14 protein-coding genes are annotated in these 19,694 nt (G+C 36.3%); 5 read left to right on the top strand and 9 right to left on the bottom strand.

Features of this window, described 5'->3' with window-relative positions; all coding sequences use genetic code 11:
- The first annotated feature begins 174 nt into the window (after positions 1–174).
- Complete coding sequence (gene atpD, locus EKM03_RS00175; RefSeq protein WP_073204939.1) at positions 175–1,686, top strand: F0F1 ATP synthase subunit beta; 1,512 nt, start codon at positions 175–177, stop codon at positions 1,684–1,686.
- A 69-nt stretch (positions 1,687–1,755) separates the two neighbouring features.
- Positions 1,756–2,037 carry a F0F1 ATP synthase subunit epsilon gene (locus tag EKM03_RS00170; protein ID WP_126457953.1) on the top strand — a complete coding sequence of 94 codons (282 nt, stop codon included), beginning with the start codon at positions 1,756–1,758 and terminating at the stop codon, positions 2,035–2,037.
- A 167-nt stretch (positions 2,038–2,204) separates the two neighbouring features.
- Here the strand turns inward: EKM03_RS00170 and EKM03_RS00165 are convergent, their stop codons facing one another.
- The 4 genes from EKM03_RS00165 to EKM03_RS00150 all read right to left on the bottom strand — a co-directional run bounded on the left by EKM03_RS00165 (position 2,205) and on the right by EKM03_RS00150 (position 6,243).
- Complete coding sequence (locus EKM03_RS00165; RefSeq protein WP_126552982.1) at positions 2,205–2,414, bottom strand: helix-turn-helix transcriptional regulator; 210 nt, start codon at positions 2,412–2,414, stop codon at positions 2,205–2,207.
- Positions 2,415–2,748: 334 nt separating this feature from the next.
- The gene (locus EKM03_RS00160) at positions 2,749–4,305 is read right to left on the bottom strand and encodes a phosphatase PAP2 family protein (protein WP_126739676.1); all 1,557 of its coding nucleotides are present in this window, start codon (positions 4,303–4,305) and stop codon (positions 2,749–2,751) included.
- Positions 4,295–5,218 (bottom strand): transporter, encoded by a 924-nt coding sequence (locus EKM03_RS00155; protein WP_126561309.1) that lies wholly within the window; start codon positions 5,216–5,218, stop codon positions 4,295–4,297. The genes EKM03_RS00160 and EKM03_RS00155 overlap by 11 nt, the downstream gene beginning before the upstream one ends.
- 485 nt (positions 5,219–5,703) lie before the next feature.
- Entirely contained in the window at positions 5,704–6,243 is a 540-nt protein-coding gene (locus tag EKM03_RS00150; RefSeq protein ID WP_126739675.1) for a hypothetical protein, read from the bottom strand.
- Between the two features lie 294 nt (positions 6,244–6,537).
- Here EKM03_RS00150 and EKM03_RS00145 point away from each other — a divergent pair, with 294 nt between their 5' ends.
- Positions 6,538–7,677, top strand: coding sequence for an 8-amino-7-oxononanoate synthase (locus tag EKM03_RS00145; RefSeq protein ID WP_126739674.1), 1,140 nt, complete (start codon positions 6,538–6,540; stop codon positions 7,675–7,677).
- Between the two features lie 266 nt (positions 7,678–7,943).
- On the opposite strand, the gene rpoN is transcribed toward EKM03_RS00145, so the two are convergent.
- The 4 genes from rpoN to EKM03_RS00125 all read right to left on the bottom strand — a co-directional run bounded on the left by rpoN (position 7,944) and on the right by EKM03_RS00125 (position 14,293).
- On the bottom strand, positions 7,944–9,410 hold the full coding sequence (gene rpoN, locus EKM03_RS00140; protein WP_126451949.1) for an RNA polymerase factor sigma-54: 1,467 nt from the start codon (positions 9,408–9,410) through the stop codon (positions 7,944–7,946).
- A gap of 74 nt (positions 9,411–9,484) precedes the next feature.
- Positions 9,485–10,921: an asparagine--tRNA ligase gene (asnS, locus tag EKM03_RS00135; protein ID WP_126739673.1), complete on the bottom strand. Its 1,437-nt coding sequence runs from the start codon at positions 10,919–10,921 to the stop codon at positions 9,485–9,487.
- Between the two features lie 520 nt (positions 10,922–11,441).
- On the bottom strand, positions 11,442–11,738 hold the full coding sequence (locus EKM03_RS00130) for a hypothetical protein (protein WP_126457980.1): 297 nt from the start codon (positions 11,736–11,738) through the stop codon (positions 11,442–11,444).
- A gap of 137 nt (positions 11,739–11,875) precedes the next feature.
- Positions 11,876–14,293, bottom strand: coding sequence for an RND family transporter (locus EKM03_RS00125; protein WP_126739672.1), 2,418 nt, complete (start codon positions 14,291–14,293; stop codon positions 11,876–11,878).
- Positions 14,294–14,491: 198 nt separating this feature from the next.
- Here EKM03_RS00125 and EKM03_RS00120 point away from each other — a divergent pair, with 198 nt between their 5' ends.
- Positions 14,492–16,762, top strand: coding sequence for a cation:proton antiporter (locus EKM03_RS00120; protein ID WP_126552992.1), 2,271 nt, complete (start codon positions 14,492–14,494; stop codon positions 16,760–16,762).
- Between the two features lies 1 nt (position 16,763).
- Positions 16,764–17,093: a multidrug efflux SMR transporter gene (locus EKM03_RS00115; RefSeq protein WP_126457989.1), complete on the top strand. Its 330-nt coding sequence runs from the start codon at positions 16,764–16,766 to the stop codon at positions 17,091–17,093.
- Here EKM03_RS00115 and EKM03_RS00110 read toward each other — a convergent pair.
- Positions 17,090–19,588: a DUF5686 family protein gene (locus EKM03_RS00110; protein ID WP_126739671.1), complete on the bottom strand. Its 2,499-nt coding sequence runs from the start codon at positions 19,586–19,588 to the stop codon at positions 17,090–17,092. The genes EKM03_RS00115 and EKM03_RS00110 overlap by 4 nt on opposite strands.
- Between the last annotated feature and the right edge of the window lie 106 nt (positions 19,589–19,694).

Here is a 19,694-nt window from a genome sequence, read left to right as displayed (position 1 = left end):
AGTTTCTAAGTCGTTTCTAAATAATCTATTAAAAAAATATCTTTTTTTATAAAAAAATATCTTGATTTTATATTTTAAAAATTATCTTTGCACACTGAAAAAAGGGTATAATCGATATGTTTCGATTGGTTCTGTTTCATAAACCTAAATAGCTATTTAATAAATACATAAGTGATGTCAAAAGTAATAGGAAAAGTTGCCCAAATCATTGGCCCAGTAGTTGACGTTGTTTTCAACGGTAAGGATGTTGAACTTCCAAAAATTTATGATTCATTAGAAATCACAAAAAAAGATGGTACACTATTAGTACTTGAAGTACAATCTCACATTGGTGAAAACACAGTACGTACCATTTCGATGGACTCAACAGATGGTTTGAGTAGAGGTTATGAAGTAGTTGGAACAGGGAATCCTATCCAAATGCCAATTGGTGCTGATGTTTACGGTCGTTTATTCAACGTGATTGGAGATGCCATTGATGGTTTAGGAAACTTGCCAAAAACAGGAGAAAACGGGATGTCTATTCACAGACAAGCACCGAAATTCGAAGATTTGTCAACTTCATCTGAAGTTTTATTCACAGGTATTAAAGTAATCGATTTAATTGAGCCTTACTCAAAAGGGGGTAAAATTGGATTGTTTGGTGGTGCTGGAGTTGGTAAAACAGTATTGATTCAAGAGTTGATCAACAATATTGCAAAAGGTCACGGTGGACTTTCTGTATTTGCAGGAGTAGGGGAAAGAACACGTGAAGGGAATGACTTACTTCGTGAGATGCTAGAGTCAGGAATTATAAAATACGGGGATGAATTCATGCACTCTATGGAAAATGGAGGATGGGATTTGTCTAAAGTGGATATGCCAGGAATGAGAGAGTCTAAAGCTACTTTCGTTTTCGGACAAATGAATGAGCCTCCAGGAGCTCGTGCTCGTGTAGCACTTTCTGGATTGTCTATTGCGGAATATTTCCGTGATGGTGCAGGAACTGATCAAGGGAAAGATGTATTGTTCTTCGTGGATAATATCTTCCGTTTTACACAAGCAGGTTCTGAGGTTTCGGCACTTTTAGGACGTATGCCATCTGCAGTGGGTTACCAACCAACATTGGCTACTGAAATGGGTGCGATGCAAGAGCGTATTACATCTACAAATAAAGGTTCTATTACATCAGTGCAAGCGGTTTACGTTCCTGCAGATGATTTAACGGATCCGGCTCCGGCTACAACTTTTGCTCACCTTGATGCAACAACAGTATTATCTCGTAAAATTGCTGAGCTAGGTATTTATCCAGCGGTTGATCCATTGGATTCAACTTCAAGAATCCTTACGCCTCAAATTTTAGGTGATGAGCATTATGACTGTGCACAAAGAGTAAAAGAAATTTTACAAAAATACAAACAATTACAAGATATCATTGCGATCCTTGGTATGGAAGAATTATCGGAAGAAGATAAATTAGCCGTTTCAAGAGCACGTCGTGTACAACGTTTCTTATCTCAACCTTTCCATGTTGCTGAGCAATTTACAGGATTAAAAGGAGTGTTAGTGGATATCAAAGATACTATCAAAGGATTTAACATGATTATCGACGGTGAATTAGATCACTTGCCAGAATCCGCTTTTAACCTTAAAGGTACTATTGAAGAAGCTATCGAAGCTGGAGAAAAAATGTTAGCGGAAGCATAAATTAGTGTTCAGTGTTCAGGCTCAGTATTCAGTACTGTGACTGTAAACTGAGACTGTAAACTAAAAAGTATGTTATTAGAAATAGTATCACCAGAAGCAAAATTATTTTCAGCAGAAGTAACTTCGGTTACATTGCCCGGAGTTGACGGAAGCTTTCAAATTTTGAATAACCACGCGCCAATCGTTTCTATTTTAGGAAAAGGTGTCGTGAAAATTACAGCTTCTACTTTTGCTTTTGCAAAAGAGGTAGTAGGTAAATTCACGAAGTTAGATGATCAAAATTATACGCTAACGATCACTTCAGGAACAATTGAAATGAAAGATAATAAAGTTATTATTTTAGTTGACTAAAATAATTTTGAGTTATAAATCAAAGCTTCACAATTTGTGGGGCTTTTTTTTTGGAGCTATTTCCAGCTGTCCACTATATCTTTTACAAAGCTTCCAGCCTTCAAAAGGCTGGAAGCTTTGTAAAAGGATGCCGTTTCCATCTGGGCTAAAAAGTCGAGAACAAGAGATTATTTATCCTTTGCAAACTCCATAATATCTCCGGGTTGACATTCCAGAATCTCACAAATCAGTTCTAGAGTCGAAAACCGAATCGCTTTTGCTTTTCCGGTTTTCAAAATAGAAAGATTAGCTGTTGTGATTCCCATTCGTTCCGCTAATTCATTCGAACGCATCTTTCGTTTAGCGAGCATTACGTCTAAGTTGATGATTATAGACATGATTATATTGTTAAATTATTTTCAGTTTCTATGATATTTCCTTTTTTAATAACATCAGAAAAAGCTAATAACCCAATGCCAATTGCAAGTAGTAACAAATACATAATAATATCAGAAAGTATTTGGTCCTTTGGCTTCTGACTCATGTCCAACAGTCTAATTATAATCCCAGAAACGCTTAACAGCAATAAAAGACAGCCACTTCTGTTAAATCTTTCGGAGCTTTTAAAATTAAAAAAGCCTAACTGGTTTCCAACATCTGTTAGGCGGTAGTTGATAAAATGAGATATTAAAACAAACCATTAAAACAAATCACCAACTTGATTATTTTTAGTTATTCGGCACCATCAATAAGAGCTCTTGCAACTGCAAAGCCACCCACTTTTTCGCCTAATTCAAGTCCTTTTTCACAATCGCTTCTATAATGAATGCATCCAAACATTCTGGAATCCGAAGCTTCTTTTGCCATAGCTACAAAACCTTGTGCTTTTGCAGGGATGAGATGTGATAAAACAACATAGGCCGCACCGCTGAAGGTAGAATGACCTGATACATAAGCAGGGAAATTTGGAATCCCGGTTAATGTTTTTATAGACGGATCTACTTGGGACGGTCGGGGGTTAAAGTACGTGTATTTTGCGTCCCAGCAGCAGATCGCCGCATCCATCATAGCAATATTTAGCAACGCTAGATTTCGTGCCCAGCGCACCTCACTATAATTGAGTGCTACAAATGACTCTGATGCAATTGCATTCCAGTGTCCGGGTGGCGTATAAGTTCCTACTCCATCAGCCCAAAAAGCAACAATTTCCATGTTTTTTCTAGTGGCATTTTTTCCATAGCTTTTTACTTCAGCTAATTCTTTTGCAAATTGTTCTGATTTTGTAGATGGTGGTGGAATCGGGCGGCTGGCCACAACCATTTCAGGAGTCATAAGAAATGATTTTACTTTTCCAAATAATGGTAGCATTGGAGGTCTTGCTGGTATATCTAATGATTTCCATGGAGTTTCTCCGGTTGCTGCCGTTTGAGTTTCCAGTTGTGTCCAAAGCGCTTGATTGCCAATAGCAGCTGCTGTTCCGTCAGCAGTAGCTCTGGCGATAAATTTGGCTGCTATTTTTCTGCCTAGAATAATTCCGGCATCCACATCACTGCGAACATTGGCACCACTAATAATGCGATATAATTTTTGTTCCGCTGCCTTTTCTTGTATGTAAGCGATTTCTGTTGGGAATAATAATTTTAATAACTCAACCGTTACTCCTGCTAAAACAGCATCTTCAGAGGGATAGGAAGGCAAGTTGCTTTTTGGGATTAAAACCGGTAATGTAGCATCAACCGTAAAAGGTGCAGCTCTATTGTACAGTTTTTTATAATGCCAAGTTGCTATCATCGCATCGCATTGCGCCGCACTCACATAGGCATACGCTCTGGCTGCATAAGGCGGATTTGAGAATGGAAACTGCGGATTCGCAAACGGATTTGCTCCAGATGGTGCAGGGTAGGTTCCGTCTTCATTTTGATACGGCGGTCGATTGTGTCTTGCCACTAATGTTCGCATGATTTCATTCCAACGCAAAACTCCTCCGGCACTCCAGTATTTTATGATGTTTCTTTGGTCTTGCGTGATGTTTGCCTGATAGCTTTTTATCTCATTTATTTCTCTTGTAAAAGCCGCTGCAGTAGTTGCTATTGGTGCATCCAAAGAGAACTCATCCGGAGTAGTCAGTAAGAATGTTTTCCAGGTCCCTGCTAATTCGTCTGTATTGATAGGATTTAATTGAGGGAATTGCTCGTTGCGTTCTGTTAGCTCATCACTGCAAGATTGGTTCACTGCAAGAAACAGAACCAAAAGACTGTAATAGGCTATTTTTTGTGTTTTATTTTTCATTTTCTTGTGCTGTTTTTTTTAAATTAAGGATGTAAAATAAACCACCGTAGAAGGTGTTTGATTGGCCAATATTTCTACCTTCCGTAACAAAATTGCACCCCCCAATAAGAGATAATCCCGGAATTTTCTGGAGTGTGTATTTAGTATTCACGCCAATTTTTAAGGCATTCATAGTATTGCTCGGGAAAGGCATGTTGTTGGTAGTGATGTCAAATCCTCCGGATTGCGATACCCAATTGTCCAGAATCGCTTCGGCTATTAATCTAGTGGAACGATAGCCAATTCTCAAGTTTACAGAAATTGCATCTGGCATGTCTACTTCATTGGTGTAATGCATTTCGTTTGTATAGTAGGAGTTTCGGTCAACGGTTATATTATCTCTTTTTACATAAGCGGCTGATATAGTGGTAAAAAAATGACCTCTTTGATAATCACCCATGATTCGTAAAGAAGCTGTCTTGCTTTTTAGGCCAAGACTCAAGGGTAAATAATCAGCTGAATAATCAGTAACCGGAGCCGAAAGTCCTCCCAAAGCATATAACGAGTAGGTAGCTTTACCAATTGTTTTTTCAAATGGCATGTATTTTACTGTTAGTGAAATATCTTGTAATCCTTTTTTGCCTTCCATTGTTCCAGCACTTGCATGTGTATCCACGTAAGGAAGACTGAAAATAATATTCAATTTATCAGAAACACCATAGTTTCCCATTAGAGCAATTGATTTTGTTGAAACAGTACCCAGATTAAGATTTTCTCTTTTAAAGGTTCCTTCCCAATACTTATCCCAGCTGCTATACTGGTAAACGGCTCCAAAACAAAAATTATTTTTACTCATCATAATTCCGTCAATCTCGGTTTGGGCATTTATAAATAGAGGAACCAATAGCAGGCAGTTCAGATAAATTTTTTTCATTAAAAAATGGTTTTTGGTTAATGGTTTTAGCCTTTTTTAGAATGGATAATGGTATAAAATAGTACAACAACAACTTTTTACCTAAGAAGGTCTGAGTTAAAAAAATAGTGATTGTTTGTCAAGTAATATCGCTGTAAAACAAGATTTGTTTTTGGCTTCAGCCAAAAAATCTCTTTGAATTTACAAGGCTAAATGCATTGATTAAGGGCGTTTTTCAAACAGAGAACTGTTCTATAAATCCATTTAAGTTATGGTCCTAAAGGCTAGTTGTACAAAGTATACCAGAATAGCAATGCAAAATGGCCTATCAAATTATTCACAAAAGTGAATTCAGAAAACACAAAAACCTGTTTTGTATTTATAAAGGGCATAATTTCTATCGAAAGGGTGTAATAAATGTACAGATGTAGCTAAAGTAATCATGAATTATCTTGACTTACAAAAACCGGATAAAAGCGAATGATTCCACTAAAATGAATGAAGATTTAAACGAAATCAGGTGGTGAATACGAAATGGAAGTGTACCCGGAATCTAACGCCTGGTTTGGCGTAATGATAGGTTCAGCAGAAAGTATCGCTGTTTTTGGATAAAAAGCTACGCAAACAGTATTATTTGGAATATAATCTTGAAGAAAAGACTTCATGAGTTTTTTAACCGGAGACTCTTTAGAGGAAGATCCATTAAATAATTGATTGTCAACAATATCTTTTAAATCCTGGTTTATTGCATCTTGATGCGCATTGTGCAGGTAATACAAACTTAGTATGTTATTTTGAATTCTTTTCTTGAAAATATGATACCTTTTATTGTTGATAACCACATCTTCATTGACGTATTCAAAATCAGTGTCTTCAATAAAAGAATATAAAGTTGCATTCAATTGGATTACTTCAAACTCTGTATCATGTCTTTTTTCCATAGTAGATACCCACGCTTGCTCTTCTTGATAAGCAAACATTAGATAGTATCCCATCACGTTGTAAAACAACGTTACTATTAAAAAAAGTGATGCAATTCGTTTCATATTTGCCGAAAGTAGAAAACTATTTCATAGGTTATTATCTTCAATATTAATTTTAAGTTTTTTTTAACACAATTTTATAAAATTATAAAACGAAACCGTTTTCGGAAAAATTTGTAGATTTTTTTTTAATAGTTGTTTTTTAATAGTTAATTTTTATAGAATTATTTTTTTTTGAATAATGAAACAAGATTCTGTATTAGAATTTCTGTTTCAAAATTCATTAATTGGAAGAAATTAGTAAACAAAAATGGCGCAAAATTCATAAACCAAAAAAGATGCTTATTTTTGTGGACTATGAAACATTTCCCAGAAAATCTATCCGCTAAACTTGAAATTCGAAAGCAAAATAATGCGTTGCGAAAATTGCCTTTATCAAGTAAAAGAATTGATTTTTCTTCCAATGATTACTTGGGCTTTTCACAATCAGAAATTATATTTAATCAGACGCACGAGTATTTAATTACGAATACTATCATTCAAAACGGGGCGACGGGTTCCCGATTGTTATCCGGGAACCATAAGCTGTATCAAGAAACAGAAAACTGTATTGCCAGTTTCCACCAATCAGAAACAGCCTTGATTTTTAATTCGGGTTACAATGCCAATATTGGTTTTTTTAGTGCCGTTCCACAAAAAGGCGATTTGATTTTATACGATGAATTGTGTCATGCTTCTATTCGGGACGGAATCCAACTGTCGAATGCCAAAGCCTATAAATTCAATCATAATGATTTTGAGGATTTAGAAAAATTGATTTTACGGAATCCAAACACTATTATTTATATCGTTACTGAATCTGTTTTTTCTATGGATGGTGATTGTCCCAATTTGGAAGAATTGGTTTTGGTTTCAACTAAATACAATTGTTATCTTGTTGTGGATGAGGCGCATGCTTTGGGCGTTTTTGGTGAAACAGGCGAGGGATTGGTTCAAATGCAGGGTCTACAAGAACATGTCTTTGCTCAAATTATGACTTTCGGGAAAGGATTGGGATGCCATGGAGCAGCGATTTTAGGCTCGGTTGAATTGAGGGATTATTTAGTAAATTTCTCCCGAAGTTTTATTTATACCACAGGGCTTTCGCCACATTCTGTTGCTGCGATTTTGGTTGCGTACCAGCATTTAGAAATCGATTCGGCTTCAATTTCAAAACTAAAAGAAAACATTGTCTTTTTCAATCAGCAGAAAAATCTATTGAGTTTAAAACCACTTTTCGTCCGAAGCAAATCGGCAATACAATCGGCCATTATTCCCGGAAATGAAAAAGTAAAAACCATCGCCAGTCAACTGCAGGAAAAAGGATTTGATGTGAAAGCTATACTTTCGCCAACAGTTCCCAAAGGGCAGGAACGCCTGCGTTTTTGCATTCATAGTTACAATTCGACGCAAGAAATTACGGAAGTGTTGCATTTGTTGTGCACTTTTCTTTTTTAGCCAGCGGATGCTTCGGATTTAAGGATTAAAACAGATTAGTGCATTAACGTACTTCTTGCTGTAATTATGGGTTTACTTTTGATTGCAGATTAATCCTGAATTCAAATAATCAAAAAAGCATAAAGAATACGTGTGAATTGTAGTACAAACTATCGATACTTTATTAGGAAAGAAGCGATTAGTATTTAAACCTAATATGGTTTGTAAATTAATTTTTTGTTGTACGAATTTTGAGTGCTCAAATTGGTCCCTATTTAACGCATCGCCTATATTTTCTTTCTCATTCTCGCCACAGGAATATCGAGTTGTTCTCTGTATTTAGCAATGGTTCTTCTCGCAATTGGATATCCTTTTTCTTTTAGGATTTCGGCTAGTTGATCATCTGGAAGCGGTTTTTTCTTGTCTTCTTCCTCGATTGTATTTTGAAGAATTTTCTTTATTTCCAGTGTCGAAACATCCTCCCCTTGGTCGTTTTTCATCGATTCCGAGAAGAATTCCTTGATCAGTTTCGTGCCATAAGGCGTTTCCACATATTTGCTGTTGGCCACACGTGAAATAGTCGAAATATCTAGACCCACCATGTCCGCAATGTCTTTTAGAATCATCGGTTTCAACTTGGTTTCATCACCATCCAGAAAAAACTCTTCCTGATAATGCGTAATCGCATTCATGGTTACAAAAAGGGTTTCCTGACGTTGGCGTATCGCATCGATAAACCATTTAGCTGAATCCAACTTTTGCTTTATAAACTGCACTGCATCTTTTTGCTGTGCCGATTTGTCTCTGGAATCCTTATACGTTTGCATCATTTCCTGATACTCTTTAGAAACGTGCAGAGAAGGAGCATTTCGACCGTTTAAAGTCAGTTCCAGTTCACCGTCTACAATTCTAATGGCAAAATCAGGAACTACGTTTTCTGTTATTTTATTGTTTCCGGTAAAGGATCCTCCTGGTTTTGGGTTCAGTTTTTCTATTTCGTGAATTGCTTTTTTAAGCTGCTCATTTGAAACATTGTATTTTTGTAACAGCTTGTCATAATGTTTTTTAGTGAAAGCATCAAACTGATTTTCGATAATGTCAGTGGCCAGTTCTACGGATTCTGTCGGTGTTTTATGTTTCAATTGTAACAACAAACATTCCTGTAAATCTTGTGCGCCTACACCAGATGGTTCCAGTTCATGAATTACCTGCAGCATTTTTTCGACCATTTTCTCATCGGTATAAATGCCTTGCGTGAATGCCATATCGTCTACCATATCAGCAACACTGCGACGAATATATCCCATGTCATCAATACTTCCTACAAGGAATTCGGCAATATCACGCTCTTCATCATTCAGGATGAAGGTATTCAACTGATTGATTAAATCCTGATGAAAACTCACTGGCGCGGCAAAAGGCGTTTCGCGATCATCGTCATCATCACTATAATTGTTAGCCTGCGTTTTATAATCCGGAGTTTCGTCATTGCTTAAATATTCGTCAATGTTGATGTCTTCGGCGTCAATTCGCTCTGATTCCGCATCATCATAATCGTCATAATCTTCGTTTTCGAATTCATCCTTTTCATACTCATCTTCTTCTTTTCCAGTTTCCAAAGCTGGATTCTCGTTCATTTCTTCCAGTAAACGCTGTTCGAAAGCTTGCGTAGGCAATTGAATTAACTTCATCAACTGAATTTGTTGAGGAGATAATTTCTGTGATAATTTTAAATTTAAGAATTGCTTCAGCATTTTTATTGTTTAATCGGTTAACCGTTTATTTGTTGAATCGATTAACCGAATAACCGACTAACCGAATAAACTTTTTAAAACTCCGCATTCATTGGCGTTCTTGGAAAAGGAATTACGTCACGAATGTTTGTCATTCCTGTCACAAACAATACCAATCTTTCGAATCCAAGTCCAAAACCAGAGTGAACCGCTGAACCAAATCTTCGGGTATCAAGGTACCACCACAATTCTTCTTCATCAATTCCTAAGGCTTTCATTTTTTCAACCAAAACATCAAAACGCTCTTCTCTTTGAGAACCGCCCACGATTTCTCCAATCCCTGGGAAAAGGATATCCATCGCACGAACCGTTTTTCCGTCTTCGTTCAAACGCATGTAAAATGCTTTGATATTTGCCGGGTAATCAAACAAGATTACCGGACATTTAAAGTGTTTTTCCACCAAATAACGCTCGTGTTCTGATTGTAAATCAGCTCCCCATTCGTTGATGATATAGTTAAATTTTTTCTTTTTATTAGGCGTACAATCCCTTAAAATATCAATGGCTTCGGTGTACGAAACCCGTTTGAAATTGTTTTCCAAAACAAAGTTTAATTTTTCCAAAAGTGGCATTTCGCTTCTTTCCGCAACTGGTTTCGATTTCTCTTCATCCAATAATCTTCCTTCCAGGAATTTCAAATCCTCAGGACATTTTTCCAAAGTGTATTTGATTACATGCTGAATAAAATCTTCGGCCAAATCCATATTGTCGTTCAAATCATTGAACGCCACTTCGGGCTCAATCATCCAAAATTCTGCAAGGTGACGCGAAGTATTCGAGTTTTCGGCTCTAAATGTTGGTCCAAAAGTATAAATTTGACCCAAAGCCATTGCAAAAGTTTCTCCTTCCAGTTGTCCCGAAACCGTTAGGTTGGTTTCTTTTCCGAAGAAATCTTCTTTGTAATTCACTTTTCCATCTTCGGTTCTTGGCGTTCCGTCAAATGGCAAAGCGGTAACTTTAAACATTTCACCGGCACCTTCAGCATCCGATCCCGTGATGATTGGTGTATTCACATACACAAAACCTTTCTCTTGAAAATAACTGTGAACTGCATATGACAATACCGAACGCACTCTCATAATCGCTCCAAACATATTAGTACGCACTCTTAAATGCGCATTTTCCCGCAAGAAATCCAAGCTCGGTTTGTTCTTAGGTTGTATTGGGAATTTCTCCGCATCCGAATCTCCAAGGATTTCCAGTTTAGCTACCTGAATTTCAAATTTTTGTCCTGCACCTTTGCTTTCTACCAAAGTTCCGGTTACAGATATTGCTGCTCCAGTGGTAATTCTTTTCAAGGTTTCATCTGGAGTGTTTTCAAAATCGACAACACATTGTATATTATTGATAGTCGAGCCATCGTTTAAGGCAATAAATTGATTGTTTCTAAAAGTTCTCACCCATCCTTTTGCATTCACTTCATGAAGCGTTGTTGTGCTATTTAGTAAGTCTTTAACTTTTGTATGTCTCATTTTAGGGGTATAATTGATATTAAAAATTGTCTGTAACTGAACTGCAAATATAAATGATTTGTTTTAAAAGTCATTGCGAGGAGTGAAGCAATCTGGAGCTATTTCCCGCTTTCCGTTGCAATCTTTTTATTTTTAAAGAAAAAATAAAAAGGATTTACACTGCAATCAGGGCTAGGGAGTAGTGAAAGTACGGTTTTTGAAGATCTTCTTTGAGAATAAATAGGATTGTGATTGGTAACTGAAATGCTTTAGTTTTTTGATTACATAAATGAGAATATTTTCTGGTAATTAATTCTTGGTATTTTGATAGGCACAATCTCGCCTCAAATACCAGCAGTACAAACCAATAAATCATGCTCCTCAAAGTTTCCAACTTTGAGGAGCATGATTTATTGGTTTGAATCTAATTCCATCAGTAAAAAACTAAAAGTTACATCCTAAAAGTTAGAAACTTTGCGAAGCAGAAGAGCAGGAAAATTCAAAAATGGGAATGTAAGTTGAAAAATAAATTTTATGATTCTTAATTATTGTTAATTTTCTTTAGTAGATTCAGTTTACTATTGGCAATAGAATCAATTTTTGAAGTTGATTTAGTAATTAATGAGTCGAGTTTTTTTACTTTAGCTCCTTCTTTGTTGATTATAGAATCAAGGGAATTTACTTTCTTCAACTCTTTATTAACCAGTGAATCTAACTTTTCCGCCTTGGCATTCAACTGATTGATTTTTTCTTCAGCTTGTTTTGAAATATCACCGCAGGAAACAAGTACGCCGGTTAACGTAATTAAGAGAAAATTGCTGTATTTATGTTTTTTCATGACCGCATTGTATTAATTTAAATTAGTATCGATTGCCAGATAAACGGTATTCTTACGATACCTTTCTGGGAGTTAAAGTACGATATTACTTTGAATAATATAAAATAATATTCAAGTACAGTGTATATAAACTTTACTTATTTTTTTTGCTCTAAATCATCAATCTCGGCATCACTTGGTTCGATGATGTCAATTTTGGGTTCGATAAAATCTTGTTCGTTGGCCAAAGTTTTATTCAAGGTCAAGACTAAAGCTGGCAACAACATCAAATTGGATAGCATTCCGAATAATAATGTTAGCGAAATCAATCCGCCAAGTGCTATTGTTCCCCCAAAACTGGACAACATAAACACCGAAAATCCAAAGAACAACACGATAGAAGTATAAAACATGCTCAGGCCGGCATCCGTAAATGTGGCGTAAACGGATTTGCGAATTTTCCAGTTATTTTTCTTTAATTCCTCGCGGTATTGCGACAGAAATCTTACGGTGTCATCCACCGAAAGACCAAACGCAATTCCGAAAACCAATATCGTCGACGGTTTCAGCGGAATGTCCAGAAAGCCCATGATTCCTGCGGTTAGCATTAGCGGCAATAAATTAGGAATGATAGAAACCAACACCATTTTGAACGAACGGAACATAAAACCAATCAAAAGTGCGGTCAGGAAAAAGGCGAAAGCCAGCGACGAAAGTAAGTTGTCCAGTAGGTAACCGGTTCCTTTTTGGAAAACTAAAGCTTTTCCGGTGATGGTGACTTTATATTGATCTGACGGGAAAATTTTATCAGCTTTCTTACGAATTTCAGCTTCAATTTTGGCAATATTATCGCCATTTTCATCGCGCATAAAAGTCGTGATTCGGGCAAATTGTCCAGTGGAATCTACATAGCTTTTCATCAGATTATCTTTCGAGTTTTTTGTAGCATTTTTAGCATACGACAAAATAAACGACTGTTCCTGTGACGTTGGCAATTCATAATAGTCTGGGTTTCCGTTATAATACGCTTGTTTGGAATATTTAATTAAATTGACAATAGAAATGGGTTTTGACAATTCCGGAATTTCATCAATGGTTTCCTCCAGTTCTTCCATTCGCCTAAGCGTAGACAATTTCATAACTCCTTTTTTGCGTTTGGTGTCAATCATGATTTCGAGGGGCATCACTCCATCAAATTCTTTTTCGAAGAAAACAATGTCTTCAAAAAAGGCTTCTTTTTTAGGCATGTCTTCAATTAAACTACCGGAAATGCGCATTTCGTAGATGCCTACAATGCTAATTACTAAAAGAATAACAGAAACGACATAAATTGAAAAGCGATTGTATTTTACGTTTCTCAGAATCCAATCCATAAAAACCTTCACATAATTGCGGTCTAGGTGTTCGATGTGGCGCTCTTTCGGAGCCGGAATATAACTGTGAAAAATAGGGATGACAATGATGCATAAAAAGAAAAGTGCCATAATATTGATAGAAGTCACGACGCCAAATTCCAGTAACAATTGATTATTAGAAGCCACAAACGTAGCAAAACCTATGGCCGTGGTGAGATTCGTCATCAAGGTTGCCATTCCTACTTTGGTAGTGACACGCTGTAATGCTTTGGCTTTATTGTGGTGAATTTTATATTCCTGATGGTATTTATTGGTCAGGAAAATACAATTCGGAATTCCGATTACGATGATTAATGACGGAACTAAAGCGGTCAAAACAGTGATTTCGTAGTTCAGTAATCCTAAAAATCCAAAAGACCACATTACCCCAATAATGACAATTACCATTGATATTAACGTCGCCCTAAAACTTCTAAAAAAGAAAAAGAAAAGCAGTGAAGTAACTAATAGTGAAGCTCCAATGAAGATACTTATTTCATCGGTGATGGTTTTTGCGTTTAGCGTCCGGATGTAAGGCATGCCTGAAACGCGCAGGTCGATTCCGGTTTCTTTTTCGAATGTTTCGACTGCGGGAACTAATTTATCCAGAATAAAATCTTTTCGGGCTGCTGTGTTTACAATTTTTTTATCCATGTATACGGCAGAGCGAATGCTTCCCGATCTTTTGTTGAAAAGTAATCCTTCGTAAAAAGGCAAATCATTGAATAGTTCTTTTTTGATCTTTTGAAGATATGCCGGATCAAGAGTTTTGCTTTGGTCCACAAAAGGAACGAGTTCAAAGGTTTGCAGCGAATCATTTTTTTGTAATTTCTTTAAGTCATTTAACGAAATTACTAAATCTACCGCTTTGTCTTCTTTCAGCGTATTCATCATTTTGCTCCAGGAAGCATAGGCTTTTGGGGTAAATATGGAGTTATCTTTTACACCGATGATGACTAGATTTCCCTCTTCGCCAAATTTATTTAGAAAAGCGTTGTACTCAATATTTACAATATTATCATCCGGTAATAAATTGGCTTCGGTAAAAGTGAAGTGGATATTTTTCCATTGTAGTGCTAAAAGAGCTGTTATCACAACAATAATGGATAACATCAAAATTCTATTTCTGAGGACAATTCGCGCTATTAATTCCCAAAATCCTAAACTAAACCACTTAATCATAAGTCAATATTAAAGGCGGTAAAGGTAGTCAAAACCACTATAAATCATTTCTTTTAAAAGAAACTTTTTGTTGTTTTACCGGGCTAATTATACCCTTTTTTTATTTTACAATAAAATAATTTTGTGGCATATAAATTATACATTTGAATTTCTCATCTTTGTTTCTTTAAAGTTGGGAAAGTCCATATAAAAACAAATATGAAGAATTATAAAAACACACTATTTTATTTAAGTGTTACTGGCGGTTTTATAGCACTAATGTATTGGATTATAACTAAAGGGAAGCATTTAGAAGTTGCAGAAACGATAGTGACACCAGAAAGTGGAAACGGTTCCTGGAGTGATTTTTTAGCGTCGATTCGGCATAACTTCCAAGATCCTTTGGCTATCCTTTTGGCGCAAATTATTACGATTATTCTAGTTGCTCGTGTTTTTGGCTGGATTTTCAAGAAAATTGGTCAGCCTTCAGTAATTGGGGAAATTATTGCGGGTATTGTTCTAGGACCATCCTTACTGGGATTGTATTTTCCGGAATTTTCAATTGCTTTATTTCCTGTTGAATCGTTAGGAAACTTAAAGTTTTTGAGTCAGATAGGACTGATTCTTTTTATGTTCGTGATAGGGATGGAACTCGATTTAAAAGTGCTGAAGAACAAAGCAAATGAAGCCGTGGTAATCAGTCATGCGAGCATCGTCATTCCCTTTACTCTCGGGATTGGTCTGGCTTATTTTGTGTACAATCGATTTGCTCCTGAAGGAGTTAAGTTCCTTTCTTTCAGTTTGTTTATGGGAATTGCGTTGAGTATCACTGCTTTTCCAGTTCTGGCCAGAATCGTTCAGGAACGAGGAATTCATAAAACAAAGTTAGGCGCTATTGTTATTACATGTGCTGCTGCTGATGATATTACGGCTTGGTGTATTCTGGCAGTGGTCATTGCGATCGTGAAAGCAGGAACGTTCGTGAGTTCCTTATACATTATTATGTTGGCGGTACTTTATGTTGTAGCTATGATTTTTATTGTAAAACCATTTCTAAAAAGAATTGGGGATTTATATGGTTCCAAAGACAGTATTATAAAACCAGTTGTGGCGATCTTTTTTCTGGTACTTATTATTTCCTCGTATGCTACTGAGGTTATCGGTATTCATGCTTTATTTGGAGCGTTTATGGCGGGAGCCATTATGCCAGATGTTCCAAAATTCAGGACCATATTTATAGAAAAAGTAGAGGATGTGGCGTTGATTCTTTTACTGCCTTTATTTTTTGTATTCACAGGTTTGAAAACTGAAATTGGGCTGATCAATGATCCGTATTTGTGGAAAGTGACCGGTTTTATTATTCTGGTAGCGGTAGTAGGAAAATTTTTGGGGAGTGCATTGGCCGCCAGATTTATAGGGCAAAGTTGGCGGGATAGTTTGACAATTGGCGCTTTGATGAATACCAGAGGTTTGATGGAATTGATTGTGTTAAACATCGGGTTGGAGCTTAAAGTGTTGACTCCTGAAGTCTTTACCATGATGGTCATTATGGCTTTGGTCACTACTTTTATGACAGGTCCGGCCTTAGATCTCATCAATTATATTTTTAAAACTAAAGATGGGGTTGAGATTTTGGAACCATCAAATGATAACAAATACCGAATTTTAATTTCATTTGGAAACAATGAAAAAGGAAAATCGTTGCTTCGATTGGCCAATAGTTTGATAAAAAAACAGAAAAACACTTCCAGTGTTACCGTCATGCATTTGTCTTTAAGTGATGAGGTACATACTTTTAACATGGAAGACAAAGAAAAAAATAGTTTTTATCCTATTGTTGAAGAATCCCATCTCCTGAAACAGGACATCACCACGATTTTTAAAGCAACGATGGATATTGAAACTGAAATTGCCGATGTAGCCAATCAAGGCGACTATGACTTGTTATTGATAGGTCTAGGGAAATCTATTTTTGAAGGGACTATTCTTGGAAAAGTAATTGGCTTTACCACACGGATCATCAATCCGGATCGTTTGATTGATAAGTTTACCGGCAAAGAAGGCTTGTTTGAAAACTCGCCCTTTGATGAAAGAACCAGACAGATTATTTCTAAAACCAAGATGCCAATAGGGATTTTGATCGATAAAGATTTACAGCACGTAAACCATATTTTTATTCCAATTTTTAGCCCTGAAGACTCTTTTTTGATTGATTATGTGCAAAAATTAATTTACAACAACAATTCTAAAATTATTCTTTTGGATGTAAATGGGCATCTTACGACTAATTTTGTCATGAAGAGCGCTATTGATTCTTTGGAGCAAAAATACCCAAATAACATTGGTTTGATAACCGATAAAATCATTAAAAAGGAATTTTTAGATCAGCAGGATTTAATGGTAGTCAGTCTTGAAAGTTGGAAAGACTTGGTGGACTCCAGAAGCACTTGGCTGAGCGGCGTTCCTTCGGTATTAATTTTAAAACAATAATATGAACTGGATTTTATTAATTTTAGGAGGTCTTTTTGAAGTGGGTTTTGCCACTTGCTTGGGCAAAGCCAAGGAAAGTTCCGGAATGGCAGCCACATTCTGGTTGTGCGGATTCTTGATTTGTCTGGCAATAAGCATGGGATTACTTTACAAAGCCACACTCACTTTGCCTATAGGCACCGCATACGCGGTTTGGACTGGGATAGGAGCAGTGGGAACCGTATTGGTTGGAATTTTTGTCTTTAAAGAACCAGCTGATTTTTGGCGAATATTTTTCATCACCACTTTGATCAGTTCTATTATAGGATTAAAATTTGTGTCGAGTCATTAAATTCCTATATTGAGAACGAAGCTTATTTTGACAGCAATATTATCTTGAAATTTACTCAACTGATTGGGTCCATACCGGTAAAACCCACCTAATCCAAGTCCTTTGTAAATTTGATTCAGTTCGATTCCCGATTCGAAATACCCTTTGTTCAGTGTCTTATAATCCAATCCGATGTGCTGCTCCGGGTTTTGTAAATTACCCCAAGCCACTCGGGATACAATGACTAAAGACGGTTTTATTTTTTTGAATAATGTGACACGGCTAAACCCGTGCTTGAATTGAAAATAGGCATATTGACTGGAGAAAAACTCATTGAAAAACATGGTTTCAAAACTGTTTTTGCCTGAAAAAGTGATCCTTTGAATGATAGTTTCTTTGGTAATATTATTAGGCGAGGTGTTGTACAAATGAGTTAAGGGTATTGCCCCAAAAGAATATCCTGCCTCGAAAAGTAAGCTTGTTTTTTGACCGTTTAAATATTTTTTTTCATACTCTGTTTTAAAATCTATTTTGCTAAACTCAAAATCATTTTGCCAGATCTTGGGGAGGGATTGGGTGTATTGAAACGTAAATTTAGGAAAACGTTTTTCAACCTCAATTCGTCCCGTAGGCGTTTGCATATAATCACTAAATGGATTCCAGCGCAAAGAAACCATCGCAGTAGTCATCACGTAATTAGGATATAATTTTCCGTTTAAATTGAAAATATAATTGAATTGTGGCTCCACAGCCGTTCTAGAGAGTTCCCATAAACTTTCGGTTTTTGGAATGATTTTAGTCTCTATAAATGTTTTCCAAGTTACATAATTATAAAAAGTACTGATGTTTATTGGTCTGGGATCATAAATTTTAAAAGGCTTTTTGTCAATTGCAAATACGGTACTGGCAATTTCTCGAAGATCATCCGTATAGGAAACTCCTATCCAGGAATTAGTAAATTTCCCTACACGTGCTGCTATTCCTAAGTTATACTTAAAATCATTATCTTTTGTTCCGTAAGCGGTGTATCCTTCGACTCTGAAATTTTTTGAAAATCGTTCGTTTGTAGTGCCCCCAATTCCCAATCTAAATCCTTCGTAGTTATTATAGCTAAACAATTTTCGTAAGTCTAAATCGAATTTTCCTATAGGTAAATACCCGTTGATAATTTTCCTGCCAAAACGGAGGCGGCTTTCAATTCTTTTTTTGATCGAAATACTGTCGAGTGCTTGATAGGTCTTTTTGCTTCGGCTGTCTAAGCTGTCTTTTCTGTAAGTGTCCCAAAAAGCTTCTGGTTTATTAATCGCATCGTCTTTGATTTCGATAGTGACGGCTGATTTTTTTATTTGGATTGGAATGTTATATTGGATTTCAAAATTGTTGGTTTGCGACAATAAATAGGTGAAATCCGAGGCTGTTTTTTTTCGTTCTTTAAAATCGTTTTCTACATCACCATCAAATTGAATCGTTCCGCCAAGGATTTTTATATCGTCATCATTTTTGCCCTTTACAATTTTAAAGGTTTTGTCCGTTGGAAACCATAATTTTTCACTGGGAATGTACTTAAAGTTATGAATTCCACTAATGTCAAGAACGCCTTTTATGCGCATTACTGCTTTGGCGACAGCAAAATTATTTTGGTCAATATAAAGTACGCCTTCCAGTCCTGACGCTCTTCTTTTTTTCTTATTCTTGAAGTAAATCATGTAGGTGTTTCTGCCGTCAATGATCAGGGAATCCAACAGTTTATAGTTGTAATCTTTTAGGGCATCATTGGCAATGGGGCTGTTGTACTTGGTCTCAAAAAGTTCGTAACGGGAATCGTAAATAGAGAAGGACTGCAAATTAAATGCAATGATTTCATAAACAGGTTGCTTGAAACCCGCCATTTTGGTACCTAATATAGTTTCTTTTAATGTGCTATTAGCAAATTGATATTGTGATACTTTTTCAGTTTGAAACAGATGCTGCTGACGTACGATATCTTTAAACTTATACTCGGAAGAGTCAATTTTTGAGAACTGATCACCGCTTGATTTTTGGACAAAAACAGAATCGATTCTCCCGTCAATGGAGTCAGGATTTGCGCTTACAATGAGTTTATTATAGGATTTAAACTCGAAACTGTAGAGTTTTTTTTGGGGGTTATTATTGTCTTTATTTTCGATCGCCTTTCGGATAATTGCCAAAGCTGGGTTTTCGTCTGGAACCACCACTTCATTCAGATCATCTGTTTTTTGAGATAGCATGACCACATAATAATTTTTGTTTTTTTCAAGGGTAATTCTGGCTTTGGTGAAACCAATATATGAAATATCAAAGGCTGTAAAGGGAATTGGAGTAACGATACTAAACTTCCCATCCACATCAGAGATGGAGTTTATACCGTCAGTTGTAGTAATCGTAGCAAATGGTAATGGTTTATTGGTTGTAGACTCTTTCACAATTCCATTGACTTGAAACTGCGCCTGTAGCGAAAGCGTTAAAAAAAAGAAGAACACACACAATTGCTTCATAAATAGGGTTTACTGCAAAACGGGTATAATCTCATTTTGGTATCGCAAAAATAACAATAAAAAAATCCGTTCCCCTAAGCGAACGGATTTTTAATAGGATTTGAAA

Origin of the sequence: Flavobacterium sp. GSP6 (assembly GCF_003984855.1) — a bacterium.
Taxonomy (GTDB): domain Bacteria; phylum Bacteroidota; class Bacteroidia; order Flavobacteriales; family Flavobacteriaceae; genus Flavobacterium.
Note: the sequence above shows the minus strand (reverse complement) of the source record. Positions and strands in the feature narration are given on the sequence as shown.

Excerpts from the sequence above, each read along its gene's own strand:
- atpD (WP_073204939.1), top strand. The coding sequence starts at position 175 with ATGTCAAAAGTAATAGGAAAAGTTGCCCAAATCATTGGCCCAGTAGTT.
- EKM03_RS00170 (WP_126457953.1), top strand. The coding sequence starts at position 1,756 with ATGTTATTAGAAATAGTATCACCAGAAGCAAAATTATTTTCAGCAGAA.
- EKM03_RS00165 (WP_126552982.1), bottom strand. The coding sequence starts at position 2,414 with ATGTCTATAATCATCAACTTAGACGTAATGCTCGCTAAACGAAAGATG.
- EKM03_RS00160 (WP_126739676.1), bottom strand. The coding sequence starts at position 4,305 with ATGAAAAATAAAACACAAAAAATAGCCTATTACAGTCTTTTGGTTCTG.
- EKM03_RS00155 (WP_126561309.1), bottom strand. The coding sequence starts at position 5,218 with ATGAAAAAAATTTATCTGAACTGCCTGCTATTGGTTCCTCTATTTATA.
- EKM03_RS00150 (WP_126739675.1), bottom strand. The coding sequence starts at position 6,243 with ATGAAACGAATTGCATCACTTTTTTTAATAGTAACGTTGTTTTACAAC.
- EKM03_RS00145 (WP_126739674.1), top strand. The coding sequence starts at position 6,538 with ATGAAACATTTCCCAGAAAATCTATCCGCTAAACTTGAAATTCGAAAG.
- rpoN (WP_126451949.1), bottom strand. The coding sequence starts at position 9,410 with ATGCTGAAGCAATTCTTAAATTTAAAATTATCACAGAAATTATCTCCT.
- asnS (WP_126739673.1), bottom strand. The coding sequence starts at position 10,921 with ATGAGACATACAAAAGTTAAAGACTTACTAAATAGCACAACAACGCTT.
- EKM03_RS00130 (WP_126457980.1), bottom strand. The coding sequence starts at position 11,738 with ATGAAAAAACATAAATACAGCAATTTTCTCTTAATTACGTTAACCGGC.
- EKM03_RS00125 (WP_126739672.1), bottom strand. The coding sequence starts at position 14,293 with ATGATTAAGTGGTTTAGTTTAGGATTTTGGGAATTAATAGCGCGAATT.
- EKM03_RS00120 (WP_126552992.1), top strand. The coding sequence starts at position 14,492 with ATGAAGAATTATAAAAACACACTATTTTATTTAAGTGTTACTGGCGGT.
- EKM03_RS00115 (WP_126457989.1), top strand. The coding sequence starts at position 16,764 with ATGAACTGGATTTTATTAATTTTAGGAGGTCTTTTTGAAGTGGGTTTT.
- EKM03_RS00110 (WP_126739671.1), bottom strand. The coding sequence starts at position 19,588 with ATGAAGCAATTGTGTGTGTTCTTCTTTTTTTTAACGCTTTCGCTACAG.